The organism is Nisaea sp. (assembly GCF_039990255.1).
In the GTDB taxonomy this organism is placed as follows: Bacteria; Pseudomonadota; Alphaproteobacteria; order Thalassobaculales; family Thalassobaculaceae; genus Nisaea.
The window spans coordinates 157,388-171,742 of sequence record NZ_JBDXGG010000009.1; the positions used below are offsets into that span (position 1 = coordinate 157,388).

Below are 14,355 nucleotides of genomic sequence, written 5' to 3' on the forward strand. Positions count from 1 at the left end.
CGCCGAACGTAGCAGCGAGAGTAGAATTCCATCGGCGCCGAAAATAGGGCATCGTTGGGAGGCGAAAAGCCTGGCGGTACAGAATACCGTCTGAACGGAAAGGATCCGATCATGGCAAAAACGCTCAATCCGATCGACACCGATGAAGACCTCCTCGACCCGCTCAACCCCGTGGAAGACGTACCAAGCGAACTTGAGGAAACGACCCACGCAGAGTTCCTGGCGATCTATGCAGATGCATCCGAAAACCTGCGCTTCGCGAAACATCAGCAATGGCGCGCCGTACTCTACTTTTCCATCGGCGCCGCAGTTGCAACGGGTTACGGAGAATGGACCCATTGGGAAGATCCGACACTCGCCCAGTTACTTATGATCATGGTTTGGGTTTTCAGCCTCGCCAGCGCCGGCGTGGTCCTCAGTCTGCAATGGTGGCAATCGGCAGAGGTGAGCAAGATCGACTATGTGACATCCAAGTGGGGCAGTTTCAGTAGCGCTGCCCGCAAGCGAAAATCAAAACTGATCAGCGATCTGCAGCGTTACGGCATGATGATCGCCATGGTGCTGTACCTGGAGCTTGTGACAATCGCGGTGACCAGAATTTTCCTGCTGAATATCTAGCCGACCTGACCAAACTTAAGAGATATGATGCAAGAATACCCAGAATACGAGAAAGCCCTGCACAACCCTCCCTTTACGGGAATGGTGACATTCGATTGACGACACAAGACTTCTCACATTAAAAATCCTATCTCTCAAACAGTCGGGGTGGGACCGCGATGACTGTTGAAAACCAAGGCACAAATAAGAGCGACAGGGTGGCGTTCAGCGCGCTCAACGCGAAAGAACGACTTGTTGCCTTGCCTGACAATGGCGACGCAACCGAATGGTGCAAGTACAGTGCCGACGAGACCCGCACTTTGACCAATCTGACGCGTTTTCTATTTCGCCGGGACGTTCGCCGGGCCTGCGGTACAACAGGTGCCCAGGAATACGATCTTCAGCCCGGAACTATAATCAAGCGTTCAGGTCCTTTCGAACACTGCGTTATCAGCTCATCCGAAGAGCCCGCTATATTTAGGAACGGTTGAGGCTACGGAGTCTAATTCAGCCAAGTCAGGCTACCCCATCCCGGGTCACCCTCATTTTCAATGGTCATGCCGCGTGCATCAGACAAGACATTGTTTATTAATCATTTCTATTCGCAGCATTCCGTCAGTGAGTGAGATCTATTGCGCATGAACGGACCAACCGCCGCTGCGTCGCCATTCAGTGAACTTGCCGACGTTTTGAGCTCGCTGGTGGCCGCAGACAGTATACCTGAAATCAACCGGGTGCTTGACCAACGCATACCGAAGATCCTCTCGTGCGACCGCTCTCAGCTCGTTTTGATCGACACAGCGGGTCAAAAATTGACTTCGTATTCGGATACCGAGAGCGACACAGTCTCGCTCGATGACCCTGATTCGCCTCTCTCCCGATGCATCCGTGTTCGTAAATCGGTGGCTATTTCAGAACCAGCGCCGTCCTCGGAAATAATATCGCCGCAATCCAGCCAACAAACCACCCTTGCTGCCCCGCTTACGACGGCGGCAGGCACGTTGGGTGCAATCGCCGCGATCGCCGATCATGAGCATACTTTCACCGATTACGACCGTGAGATTCTCCGCTCAATAGCAGCCACAACGGCAGCGGTGCTGTTGTCTCTTCTGGACCGGGACACTCACTTGGCTGCTGCCCAAGACCAATCCCGGCAATTGCATGAAGAAATGAACGCCGCTCTACAGGCAATTCCGCACCCGGTGATAATCTACGACAAGGACTTCAACTTCCGAGCCTGGAATAGCGCCTTCGTCGAGATTCAAGGCTATACTGAAGAGTTGATGCAGGAAATGGGCGGCATGGCCAACCTGCTGCGTTACGAAGTCGAGCAGCTCGATTCTTTTCCCGGACAGACATATGAGGAAGTGTGGCAACAATACCTGAACTATTATGAGTTCGAGGACTTCAACCACTCTATCCAATATTGGCCGATGCGGCAGAAGCATATCGACCGGAGGACCCGGAAAACGGAGTCTGGCGGATGGGTTTCCGTGCTGGTCGACATCACCGACTGGATGAACGATCAGGAAAAAATTCGGCTGGCGAAGGATGAAGCCGAAGCGGCGGCGCGCGCCAAATCGGCTTTCCTCGCCAACATGAGCCATGAAATCCGAACTCCCCTGAATGCAATCATAGGCTTCACACAACTCGTCCTTCGGGGAGACTTGACGCAGAAGCAAAACGATCAACTGACACAGGTCGAAAGCTCCAGCCAACTCCTGCTCCGGATTCTTGATGACATACTCGATTTCTCGCGAATTGATGCTGGTATGCTGGAGCTTGAGAAACTGCAGTTTCATCGTGACGACATACTCAGCAATGTCATCGCTCTTACAGGAAATAACATACAATCGGCCGACGTTGATCTTCTCCTCTCGGTCGGAGGAGACGTGCCCGAAAGGCTTATTGGCGATCCGTTCCGGCTTGCCCAAATTCTTCTTAACCTCACCGGCAACGCCGCCAAATTCACACAGAAGGGGGCCATTGTTCTGAGTGTCGATCTGGTGGAGCGGGACGCGGAAGGCGCGACCCTTCATTTTGAGGTTAGCGATACCGGCATAGGCATGGCGCCAGAGCAGTTCGAAAACCTGTTCCAGGCCTTCAGCCAGGCGGACACCTCTACGACACGGCGCTATGGTGGGAGTGGACTTGGCTTGGCTATTTCCAAGGCACTCACAACTTTGATGGGCGGGGCAATCAGCGTCCAAAGCACTCAGGGCGAAGGCAGCAGTTTTCAGCTAACCGCGCGGTTTGAAGTGCCGACAGAAGCTGTACCACAGAAGACAGATGACATCATAAGCGACCTGAATGTTCTCATCGTCGATCCGGCCAACAAAGCCCGCTCAACCATTGCGCAATCGGTTGAGCAACTCGGAGCGACGACCGGAACAGCTATCGATTGTGACAGCGCGGAGGAAGCCTTGCGCGTGGCGGACCCTGCCTATGACATCGTACTTCTTGACAGCGGCATCACCACACCAGGAAGTGTCAATCGCCTGCGCTCGGCGCTGAAAAATCGTCCAGACATGAGAGACGGCGGGCTTGAACGCCAGTTGATCACAACGTTCAGCGGGAACGAGATACACGAAAGCGCGCCGACAGCAGAGTTGGATGGCACAATACCGAAGGCCGTAACGCCGTCGCGCCTGCGAGAGACGCTGCTCAAAGCATTTGGACAGTCAACTTCATCTGAATATACCCGTCCCGCAATCGACCAGACCCACCGCTCCACACTCGCTGGCCTGCGCGTGTTGCTGGCCGAGGATAATGCAGCAAACCAACGCGTTGCCCTCGAAATGCTGGAGCAGATCGGGATGCGTGTAACGGTTGCCGCAAACGGGCAGCGCGCCGTAGACAAACTCCGTTCAGAACCGCCAGAATCGTTTTCCGCAATCCTTATGGACCTTCAAATGCCGGAATTGGATGGCCTCAGCGCGGCGCGTCTCATCCTCAAAGATCCGAACCACAGAAACCTGCCCATTATTGCCATGACGGCAAATGCATTTGACGACGACCGCCGGAACAGCCGTGACGCCGGAATGGTCGATCATATATCCAAGCCGGTAGACCCGAAGAAGCTATACACTGTGCTGGCAAAACACATACGGCGTACGTAAGCTTTTGCTGTGATCGGACACGCACCGCAGTCGAACGATCAGCGAAACTCCAAACGACACGCGACAGCTTATCAAAGCGCCACTTCTCACAGAATTGAGAACGGTTAAGAAACCGATGGCTCCGGTCAGGTTTCGGCTAAAATGTACCAGCCCGGAAAAATCCGGACCAATCCCGAACACAGAAATGAATCTGAAGTCACAATTCAGATTCCAAAAAACCTTAAAATTTACTTCATAAATCTCCCTCAACCATTTTTCTAAACATAAGGCTCCTTATCGAAAGAATAGATATTATCTAGGATCACCGGCCATGCTCAAGCGTCTCTCCATCGGCGGAAAATTATCCTTATTACTTTTGGTTATTTCAGCCGTCGCGGTTGGGATAACGGCAGTGCTTTTGCTCGAATTGAAAAGTTCGATGCTTGAGGGTCGAAAATTGAAACTACGGGCTCTTGTGGAGTCCGCAACCAACATCGCCGATACCTATTCGCAGATGGCTGCAGAAGGAACTCTCAGCGAGGAGGACGCCAAGCGCCAGGCCGTGACGGCGATCTCCTCAATGAATTATGACGGCAAGAATTACTTCTTTATTGTAGATACTGACGGTGTCCTGGTCTGGCACCCGTCTCGCCAGGAACAAATTGGTGTCAATCTCCTCAAGGGCGAGAGCGATAAAATTCGGAAGCTCTATGGCGGATTTATATCCAACGCCAAGACGTCTGCTCGCCTTGAGGGTTACTCCAACGCCTTTGGCCGCCGGCCCGGCTCGAATGAGAATAATGTGGCGAAAATGTTCTTGTCCGCAACGGACAAGCGCTGGAACTGGGTGATAACGACGGGTCTCTTCGTCGATGATATCGAATCAACTTTTTATGAACGCGCAGCAATTTTCCTTGGCCTCGCGGCCGTTGGCCTTCTGATCGGCCTCGGACTTAGCTACATGGTCGTCCGCAGCATCACGAGACCGGTCAACAGGACTGTGAGCGCACTGGAAGATCTCAGTGAAGGCCGCACAGACACTGATGTCGAGAGTGACAACAGCGCCACCGAAGTCGGCAGGTTGACCCGCGCTTTCAACCATTTCCGGGAGAAGATAATAGAGGCTGAAGAGTTGCGCGAGCAAAAGGCAATTGCCGAGCAGCAGGCGGAACAGGAACGCCGAGAGGCGCTCCTGGGCTTCGCTGACGAGTTCGAGCGTTCTGTCGGCGCCGCTGTCACCTTCATGAATGAAGAGGTCGGCAAAGTTTCCGACGCGTCGTCAGAAATGTCCCAAAGCGCCGAGAATTCAGCCACAGGAACACAGCAGGTAAATACAGCTGCGAAATCCACGGCAAAAAATGTGCAGACCGTTGCATCGGCGGCACAGGAATTGACCGCATCAATCAGCGAGATCCAGCGACAGGTCAGCACAGTCCAGTCTGTTGTGGGAAACACCCGTACCCGGTCCGACCAGACGGAAGAACAGATGTCCGCCCTCGCCGGCACGGTTGAGAAGATCGGCTCGGTGGTTGAGTTGATCAATTCCATCGCGGAGCAAACCAACCTTCTCGCGCTTAACGCCACCATCGAGGCTGCACGCGCGGGCGATGCCGGTAAGGGCTTTGCTGTTGTCGCGGGCGAAGTGAAGGTGCTGGCAACGCAGACCAAACAGGCGACCGAAGACATCAGGGAGCAGATTACGATCCTGAATGATGCAACCGGTCAATGCGTGGGCAGCATCAAGGACGTTGCCACCTCGGTCGACGACCTGCTGAACTCGACAACCGCGATCGCAGCGGCGATTGAAGAACAGAACGCCGCAACGGCGGAAATCAGCCGGAACACGGACATAACAGCGCAGGAAACCCAGTCCATCACGCAGGCCATCGGTGATGTCAGCGCATCGGTTCAGATTACCGAAACAACCGCGCAATCCGTCAGCCAGACATCCGCTATGATGCAAGAAAAGGCGGACATGGTAAGCCGCGAAGTACAGAACTTCCTGCAGCGTGTACGCACGACTTAGGCAACGCCGGAACGCCTACAACATGGTGCTGTGATCAACCTGAATAAAGGCAAGGTCACAGCAACATGAGTTTCCCTCAACTCAACTCAACGCACGCCACACCGCCACTCCGAAGGCGAGCAGCCGCAAAACCGGCGGAAAGCAGCCGCGAACTTGGCCGGGTTTGAGTACCCGACCTGCAATGCGATCTCCATGATAGTTTCTTCGGTCTGAAGCAGTTCCTTCGCGCGCTCCATGCGACGGAAGGTCAGATATTCATAAGGCGCATACCCGGTCGAAGCGCGAAACGACCTGGTTAAACTCCGCATATCCCGGCCAAGCTCGCTCGCAATTTCAGCGGCTGTAAGGTCTGAACCGATGCGGCTTTCAATCAATTCAGCAATTTTCTGAATTTCTTTCGAGGATAAGGGCTTTACGCGCCTGACAGAGGCGGATGATCGCGGACGGTCAATCTCGACGAAACGGCGCAGGATCAGGTCCAGCCCATGATCCAGAAATGCCGTGCAAAGACCGTGCGCCTCCGCATCGTGCCAGAGCGCGGTCATGACAGAGCTGATCAGCGGATCATCGCCCAGGCTTCCGGCAGCGGGCACCAATGCGTCGATCCCGCCAACATCCGCCAATACGGTGTGTGCGCGTTCCGGGTTTATGTTGAGCCCCATAAGGCGCGCCTTGGGAGAGAAACCCTCTGCTTCGGCATTGGGTAAAACCAAAGCCTGTGTCCCGGAGCGAAAAATTCCATCAACCCTTCCCCAATCGCCTGAGCGTAAAAAGCGCCCAGCCTTGCTGAGGCCTAGCGTCAGCATCAGGTACGGCGTGCTTCCGTAATCACCTTCGAATGCGTCCAACGTGGCAACGGTGAGCATGGTCGTTCCATCCCGGTCAGAGAAATGCTCCGGCGGTCCCACGGCGCTTCGCGCGACACGTTGCTCGAACTGATAACGCTCGTCTGCCCAGTCAGTGTGAGCCATGTTTGAAAAACCTTCGCTTAGACCCGCATTCGGATTGGTCTGCCCGCAAATGGAGTAGACGACTATTCGGCAATCTGGTGATTTCACCCGCAATTAGGAATGATTATCAGTACTATTAGCGGAATTTGGGGATTCTGGCGATGCATATCGGAATACGAGGCTATCTCTCGGGCACAATGGTCTTTCTTGCTACCGCCATGCCAGCGCTCGCACAAGAAGCAAAGAGCAACACTGTTCAACTGGACAGCATCACCGTGTCCGGCGGGTTGATCGAGCGCTCCCAGCAGCGCACCGGCACCAGCGTCGATGTCCTTGATGCGGAAGAGCTGGAAAAGCGCCCGGCTATCACCAATGTGCGCGACGTGCTGGAAAACACGGTCAACATGATGGTCCCGACCGGCGCCGCAAAAGCTCCTACCATCCGCGGTGTGGACGGAACCGGGCCGGCCGAGAACGCCAATGCCTTCTTCGCCGGCAGCCGCGCCCGCCTGGGCCTTCGGATTGACGGCCGGCCAGCCAGCTACAACGAGATAGTGTTCGGAAATTCCTCTCTGTGGGATGTTGAAAAAATCGAGGTCTTGCGCGGTGCGCAAAGCACTCTGGTCGGGCGCAACGCCATCGCAGGAAACGTTTCCATCACCACGAAAGACCCGACCTTCAAGCAATCCGGGGCGCTTCAAACCTCTGTCGGAAATTACGAGGGACGCCGGTTCTCCGGCATGGTCAACACACCGATCATCGAGGATCTTCTGGCCGCGCGCTTCTCCGCGGACTGGCAGGCCGGCGAGTCCGCCGTAAACTATCAGCCATTCCCCGGCACCGATAATCCGGGGGAAATCAGAGCTCTCTCCCTGCGCGGTAAACTCCTTGCCCGGCCTAATCTCGGGCTCGATTCAACGCTGCTTCTCACCGCGTCGCACAGCAGTTACAAAGCTCCGCAAGGCGAATTCATCGTGCGGCCGTTCGAGGAAAGGAATTCGAACTTCCCGCAGCAACCGGTCCACAAGCCCTCGACGACCAGCCTCGGTGGTGAGTTCGAGGTCGATCTGGACGAGAACTGGCGCCTGGAACTGGATGCCTCCGTCACGGATTTCAGATTCACCCGTACAGTGTCACCGAACACCTCCAACGCCCGGATCGATTCGCTCGAGTTCGCCATGGACCCCCGTGTTCGCTATTCCGGCGACAACGGCTTCGAAGCCCTGCTCGGAACCCATCTCTACCGGTCGCGTCAGGATGAGTTCATCGAGTTCGTCGCCCGTCAGAACTTCGACGACGAAGTCGACACCTATGCCATCTATGGCGAGACGATCATTCCGCTCGCAGATGCTTGGGAGCTGACCATCGGCGCCCGTTTCGAGCAAGAGCAGCACCGGCGCAGCGGTGGCGATTCGACAGGCACCGTTGCGACCATCGACAGCGATCAAACCTCGAATGCCTTCCTGCCGAGGATCGGTGTGAACTGGGAAGCGGCGTACAACCAGAATTACGGTGTGCTGGTTTCAAAAGGCTATAATGCAGGCGGTGGCGGTATCGCCTTCGGCTCGCCTAACCCCTTCCCCGTCGTCCATTACGAATACGATTCCGAGACGGTCTGGAATTACGAACTCTATGGGCGACAGACCCTGATGGACGGACGGCTCGGGCTCACCCAGAATCTGTTCTACGCCCGCTATTCCGACATGCAGCTGCCATTTGACCTGACTCCACTCGACACACGGGACGAGCTGTTCGTCGTCCGCAATGCCGATCAGGTTGTGACCTATGGCGCGGAACTTGGTGCGACCTTCTCGCTCGTCGAAAGCGTCGATCTGTTCGGCAATATCGGCCTGCTGAAGACTGAAGTGGAGAAAAACCCAGGTTCAGGCATTGAGGGGAACAGCCTCTTTGGCGCTCCCAATCTTACCGCCGCCGCAGGTATTTCCTGGCAGCAGGACGGCTGGAACGCCAGCCTTGCCGCCCGCTATTCGGACAGCTATTTCACGGACATCAACAACCGGCCCCGCGGCAAGACCGACGCCTATATCGTGACGGATGCCGAAGTCGGCTACACGTTCGGCACCATCCGCGTATTCGGTGAGATCGAAAACATTTTCGATGCTGACACCGCCGTCGGCTACTATCCCGGCGCAACGACCGAAGCTGATACTGCTGTCTTGCTCCAGCCGCTTACATTCCGCGTCGGCGTCAGCGCCCGGTTCTGATCCCACACTCTGATCGTCACGTTCCTCATACCTTCCGAGGTCATCATGTCCCGCATAGCATCTGACAATACGCTCTGGCCCCTCGGCATTCTGATGCAGGACGGGACGCAGAGCCCGGAGCAGCATGATCAGATGCTGGACATCTGGAACGCCTGGTTTGCCCGTGACGAGCGTTTCATCTCGCTGCGGATCTATCTTGACGAAAGCTCCCTCGATCAGGTTCCGGGAGTTGGCCGTGTCACGAAACAATGGCTCAAAGCCGGCGCTGCCGAGGATATGCGCCGGCTGGTTTCCTGCATGGCCATCACGGTGCCTCCGTCCAGCTTCGACGTCATGAATCGCCAAAGCGTTGAAAAGGCCTTCGGCATTCCGGGCGGCGTATTTCCAAATCTGGACGGCGCCCTGGACTGGCTCGGCGAAACGGAAGATCTTTCGGTTGAAGCTGCGGCCAAGGCACACGAAATCGTGGAACGCTTTAGAGCCGGACGATGAGACACGCAGCGGGTCTCTTGCCTACACAACTTTAGCAGCACGGCGTGCCGGACCAACGCGGCTCTGCCCTATCGGATGAACAAACCGATGCCCATAATGCTGAGGGCCATGCTCGGTTAAAATATCCCGCCTGAAGTGCAATCCCCATGAGCGTATCTTCCGCCCGGAACCGTCACTTGCCGAACCCTCATGGCTGATCTCATATCGGACTTTCGCCAAGGTTTCGCGAGCCACCGCGATCTCGGTTCAGGCCTACTCCGCCTCCGGCACCCGCGCTTCCTTCAGCGCCTCAGCCTGCCGCTTCGCCAGCACGTCCACATCGAAATCCGCGACCAGATCGTGGAACAGCCGGTACCAGTTCACTTCCGCCTTCAGGTGTAGGAACACCGAGCCAAGCCCGATCGCCGCGCGGTCCATCAGGACGAACTCTCGCGGTGGTTTCCCCCCCCCCCCCGCAGACGGCGGAGTTCGACATGGACTTTTTCCGACACCGCGCGGCCATACATGCCGGTGTTGGTTTCCTGGATGCGGCGGGTCTTGTCTTCCATCAGCGGGGCGTAGATGAAGCGGGCCCACATGTTCAGAATCTCGACGGTTTCCTTGTCCAGCCCCTCGAAGCCCTGGGATTTTGGGGACACACACCTTGGATTTTGGGGACACGCACCTTAATTTCGGCCCCTTTCCTCACATGACTCCGGCATGGCGCGCGTGGTCGTGCCCGGTTTCGCCCATCATGTGACGCAGAGGGGTAACCGAAGACAGACCACCTTCTTTTCCGATACGGACTACGCGGCTTATCTGGAGATCCCGGCCGACGCGCTACCCCGCGCTCGCGTCGCGCTCCAGGCATATTGCCTGATGCCGAATCACGTCCATCTCATCCTTGCGCCGGAAACGACCGACGGCCTGGCAAAAGCCTTGGAGGAGATACACCAGCGTTACACACACACCGGGTCAATCGGCGGGAAGGCTGGCGCGGTTATCTTTGGCAGGGCCGGTTCGCCTCCTTCCCGCTCGACGATGCGCATCTCGTCGCTGCGGCGCGCTATGTGGAGCTCAACCCGGTACGCGCGCGACTTGCCGCACGGCCGGAAGACTGGCCCTGGTCAAGCGCGTGCGCGCGCTCCTCTCTCTCGTGTTCCGGAAAAGAGAACGGCCGCAGATCTCATCCTCACGTCAGACCTGCCGGATATGATTGGAGACTGGCGTCTCTTCCTTGATGGCGGCATCGCGCCGGAACTCACGGATCTGATCAGGCAGCACGAGCGTACGGGGCGACCGCTCGGGAGCGACGGGTTTCTGAAGGATCTGGAACAGCGGCTGGGCAGAAGACTCAGAAAACGAAAACCTGGGCCAAAGACTGGTGCTACGGAGCCGTGATGACAGGCTGAATTAAGCTGCGTGTCCCCATAATTCCAAACTTCTGAACCGTCCATGACGTGGGATCAAATTGCTTGATCACATTCCGGGATGCCATGCGTCCAACAGGGCACGCAGCTTAAAATCAACCCCTGAGTGCATTTCCAGTGCCCGACATGTAGATGATCCGGCCGCCCGAGCAGTAAAAGAAGAATGACGCAAGCCGTTACGATCAAACAAGACATCTCTTTACAGAACAGGAGGCAGTCATGGTCAAGAAAGACTTTGACTATTACTTTATTAATTCATCACCCTACACCCTTGAAGCGCAGGCTGAAAACGCCGATGGAAGTTATGCTCTATCGGCCATATCCGTGCCCTCCACTCCGCTCATAACAGAGGGAAGTTGCGAAATCACCTTTGAAACCCACCTCACTCATTCGTCTGGAGACTTCCAGTTCCGCACCGACACCTTACCGCCACACGATTTCCGGGAGAGCATCAACCCGTTGACCAAAGCAACCAGCGGGCCGCTGGAAGACATGATGCAGACGCCTTCGGTGATCGGCAGTGACTTCAGCCTGTCCTACGGAATGTTCGACGCAGGCTCCGAGTCAGGAACGGGATTAACGGGAAATGATCAGATCTACGCTTACCTGACTCCCTCGCAGCAGAACTGGATGGGGACACTCGCAGCGGCTCATTCAGATGTGCGGGACGCGCCTTTTGCAAGTTTTGCGCTGCCTGGCGCGCACGACGCGGGCACTTTTGATCTTGCGCAGGTGGACAAACTGCTGAGCGACGCGGCAGCCCACAAGGCGTTGACCGAAGCTGTCACCAGTGGGTTTTCGGAAGCCGGAGACCTGACCCAGTGGATTGGCAAGAAGCTCAAACATGTCATCGTAGGAGAGGCCGTCACCCAGAAAGACAACGTGAGCACGATGCTTGATCTCGGCTGTCGTTATTTCGACTTCCGGCCAGGGCATGTCCTCGGCCCCTTCAGATCCATCCTGCCGGACCTCTATCATATTCATACTCTGATACCGGGTCAGACATACAAAGGCTTTATTAAGGATGTCCTGACGTGGCTTCTGGCCAACCCGACGGAAATCGTAGCCGTCCACCTGAGCACGTCCGGGTTCCTCGCACACAGCACAATGGATCCCACGACCGAGGAACTGAAAAGCCAATTCATGGAGGTACAGCAGACTATGGGAGCGGCCTCAATTCAGATCGGTTCCGCCGCCGACCTGCAGACCTCCTACAGCGACCTGGTTAAAAGCAACAGGCGGTTGTTCTTCCTTAACCAGCCCAGCTTGAATTGGTTTCCGGCCACAAGCTACGGCTCCTATAACAGCAGCTATGAAACGACCGACCCCCAGATCATATTGAATGCTCTGGGAGCAATGACCGAGAGCGGGCAATCGGGCAAAGATTTTGCCGTTCTTTCCCTGCAAGCCACGGCGACCGGTCAGAACAAAATCAATAACGTCATCGCCCTGCTGCGCTCATTGAGCAAAGCCGACTCGCCGCTGATGTCAACCAAACCGATGATGGATTGTAATACCTACCCCTGGCTTCTCGACAATGTCTGCAATCTCCGAAACGACAACCTGCTCGCGCTGCCGAACGACTTCGTGGACAACGCCCTGGCCGGATCAATTGCCAGCGTGCTGACGTTACAGCGCTGCAGCCACTGAGACTGTCTGCTCGACGTCGGGAAGCGTCCGCAATCAAGACGACGCTTCCCTTAAACCGGGACCAGGCACCGCCTCCCACGTAAGGAGAAGATGCAGGTGACATCCCCGTCACTGGTCCCGGTGGGCAGCCCAGCTTGCTCAAACCCTCCGGAGAGGCTTGGCATCGTGCTGGACCAAACGCATTCCGTCGCGGCGGCGCGATGTCGCGTTCAACCCGGTAAGCGCGCGCTCATTTGTCTCTTACCCCGGAAAAGAGAACGGCCGCAGACCTCATCCTCACATCAGACCTGCCGGATAGGATCGGAGACTGGCGTCTCTTCCCTGATGGCGGCACCACGCCGGAACTGACGGCTCTGATCAGGCAGCACGAGCATACAGGCGACCGCTCGGGAGCGATGGGTTTGTGAAGAATCTGGAACAGCGGCTCGAAGACAATTAAAGCGAGCAATTAAAGGCAATTAAAGGGACATGGCCGTAATTCGCAATGGCTTGGCAGAGCACTCGGCAAGAAGAAATCAAGACATAAACCGGAGAGCCCGGAGCCAGCATAACTCAACGAGTTAAGGTCTGCCCCTTTGGCTCAAAAAAGCACTAAGCTGGAGACGTCAAGTGCGCTGGAGCAGCGCGCGCCGCTCATACTCTTTTGCTATAGCTTTGAGGTCGTCATTTTGCATTTCTCCGAATAGTTTTTTGCGCTGTTCAAGTTCTTGACGAATCTCGGAGGCATGGCTCCAGACGATTTTTATGGAATGCGGTTCATTAGGAAAGTTAGGCCACTCGTGCATGGTCGTCTTGGCTGAATGCCGGTAGCCATACCACGACAAAGGAACGTGGGGACCGGGCAAGGTGATTCCTGCTGCGACATCGACACGCTCCTGCCGGGCGATTTCCATCGCAATACCGCAAATCCAAAAACTGAGTGCGTAGCCTTTCTTGAAACTATGCAGTCCGCCACGGCTCATCACCCGACCGCTCAGGTCTATATGCTCCATTCCGTGTCGGTGCGGCCGAAAGCCCCAAGCATAAGGGTCATCGACATATATTCGGCCGTTCTCCACCATAGCTAGGTAGTCAGCAGCCGGATAAATGCGATAGGCGAGGCAAGCTGCGAGCTTGCCTGTGATCCGGTCGGAGATGCGGATCCACATTGCGCCCTTGGACGCAGAAAAGTCGGGGTCAAAATGTGGCGACACAAACCGATTATCGCCCAGGAGAGCCTGTTTCCAGGCGCGCATGTCGTCAGAAAACGAAGCAACGAAGCCCGCACGGGCGAGCCGGTCGGCTGTATTGGATTTAACACTGATGAACGAAAAGGCCCCCATCCTTTAACTATAACAGATGGAGAACGAACGGTCTTAAATCGCGAGCAATCGAAGATGACTTGGTCAGACCAATCGTATAACTGACAGCTATGAGATGCCGTAATAAAGGGCATCATATTATTGATTTATAAAGTTTTTTCTTCGGGCGCCATTATTCAATTTACCGGACGGGCGCTTTGCGTAACTTCAGTACATTTCTGTCTGATTAAGCGCACTTAAGAGGACATTACTTTAACCCAACACTGTCTGAAGCCGTCAACACAGCCCCCGGGAAAGGGAGCACTTAACGGAAATTCACACATTTCAATTAAGTAGTGTGTCTCTTTAATTCCTTAACTCCTATAACAAAATCGACAGTTGGACGAGTCACTGACACCACTCCCTAAAAGCATAAACAAAAAAAGACACCCCAAAAAAAAACAAAATAAATGCTTGTGCAATTTTCAAATTTCTTGGCATATCAAAAGTAAAGAAAATCATTCTTTCTCTGTACGACCTACCTAAACGTTTTCCTTTTTCAAACTTAAATGAAAAATAATATAGAAAATATAAATGAAAAATAATTAACATTAATACTGAAACGAAC

11 protein-coding genes and 1 pseudogene are annotated in these 14,355 nt (G+C 55.2%); 8 read left to right on the forward strand and 4 right to left on the reverse strand.

Going from position 1 to position 14,355, the window contains the following annotated elements; all coding sequences use genetic code 11:
* The first annotated feature begins 111 nt into the window (after positions 1-111).
* The 4 genes from ABJ076_RS08730 to ABJ076_RS08745 all read left to right on the forward strand — a co-directional run bounded on the left by ABJ076_RS08730 (position 112) and on the right by ABJ076_RS08745 (position 5,721).
* Positions 112-618 (forward strand): hypothetical protein, encoded by a 507-nt coding sequence (locus ABJ076_RS08730; protein WP_348189635.1) that lies wholly within the window; start codon positions 112-114, stop codon positions 616-618.
* Positions 619-776: 158 nt separating this feature from the next.
* Entirely contained in the window at positions 777-1,088 is a 312-nt protein-coding gene (locus tag ABJ076_RS08735; RefSeq protein WP_348199202.1) for a hypothetical protein, read from the forward strand.
* Positions 1,089-1,235: 147 nt separating this feature from the next.
* Positions 1,236-3,716, forward strand: a complete 2,481-nt coding sequence (locus ABJ076_RS08740; RefSeq protein WP_348189637.1) for a response regulator — start codon at positions 1,236-1,238, stop codon at positions 3,714-3,716.
* Positions 3,717-4,107: 391 nt separating this feature from the next.
* Positions 4,108-5,721: a methyl-accepting chemotaxis protein gene (locus ABJ076_RS08745; protein ID WP_348189639.1), complete on the forward strand. Its 1,614-nt coding sequence runs from the start codon at positions 4,108-4,110 to the stop codon at positions 5,719-5,721.
* Between the two features lie 86 nt (positions 5,722-5,807).
* On the opposite strand, the gene ABJ076_RS08750 is transcribed toward ABJ076_RS08745, so the two are convergent.
* The gene (locus ABJ076_RS08750; RefSeq protein ID WP_348189641.1) at positions 5,808-6,692 is read right to left on the reverse strand and encodes an AraC family transcriptional regulator; all 885 of its coding nucleotides are present in this window, start codon (positions 6,690-6,692) and stop codon (positions 5,808-5,810) included.
* 140 nt (positions 6,693-6,832) lie between these two features.
* Here ABJ076_RS08750 and ABJ076_RS08755 point away from each other — a divergent pair, with 140 nt between their 5' ends.
* Complete coding sequence (locus tag ABJ076_RS08755; protein ID WP_348189643.1) at positions 6,833-8,896, forward strand: TonB-dependent receptor; 2,064 nt, start codon at positions 6,833-6,835, stop codon at positions 8,894-8,896.
* Between the two features lie 45 nt (positions 8,897-8,941).
* Positions 8,942-9,388: a hypothetical protein gene (locus ABJ076_RS08760; RefSeq protein WP_348189645.1), complete on the forward strand. Its 447-nt coding sequence runs from the start codon at positions 8,942-8,944 to the stop codon at positions 9,386-9,388.
* Positions 9,389-9,640: 252 nt separating this feature from the next.
* Here the strand turns inward: ABJ076_RS08760 and ABJ076_RS08765 are convergent.
* Positions 9,641-10,008: pseudogene (locus tag ABJ076_RS08765) on the reverse strand (AarF/ABC1/UbiB kinase family protein); the annotation flags it as partial.
* A 79-nt stretch (positions 10,009-10,087) separates the two neighbouring features.
* Here ABJ076_RS08765 and ABJ076_RS08770 point away from each other — a divergent pair.
* Together ABJ076_RS08770 and ABJ076_RS08775 are read left to right on the forward strand one after the other, a co-directional pair.
* Positions 10,088-10,768, forward strand: a complete 681-nt coding sequence (locus ABJ076_RS08770; protein ID WP_348189647.1) for a transposase — start codon at positions 10,088-10,090, stop codon at positions 10,766-10,768.
* Positions 10,769-11,016: 248 nt separating this feature from the next.
* Positions 11,017-12,447 carry a hypothetical protein gene (locus ABJ076_RS08775; RefSeq protein WP_348189649.1) on the forward strand — a complete coding sequence of 477 codons (1,431 nt, stop codon included), beginning with the start codon at positions 11,017-11,019 and terminating at the stop codon, positions 12,445-12,447.
* 605 nt (positions 12,448-13,052) lie between these two features.
* Here ABJ076_RS08775 and ABJ076_RS08780 read toward each other — a convergent pair.
* On the reverse strand, positions 13,053-13,769 hold the full coding sequence (locus ABJ076_RS08780) for a hypothetical protein (protein ID WP_348189651.1): 717 nt from the start codon (positions 13,767-13,769) through the stop codon (positions 13,053-13,055).
* A 366-nt stretch (positions 13,770-14,135) separates the two neighbouring features.
* Positions 14,136-14,355, reverse strand: a 220-nt coding sequence (locus ABJ076_RS08785) for a hypothetical protein (RefSeq protein ID WP_348189653.1), incomplete at its 5' end; no start/stop codon positions are given.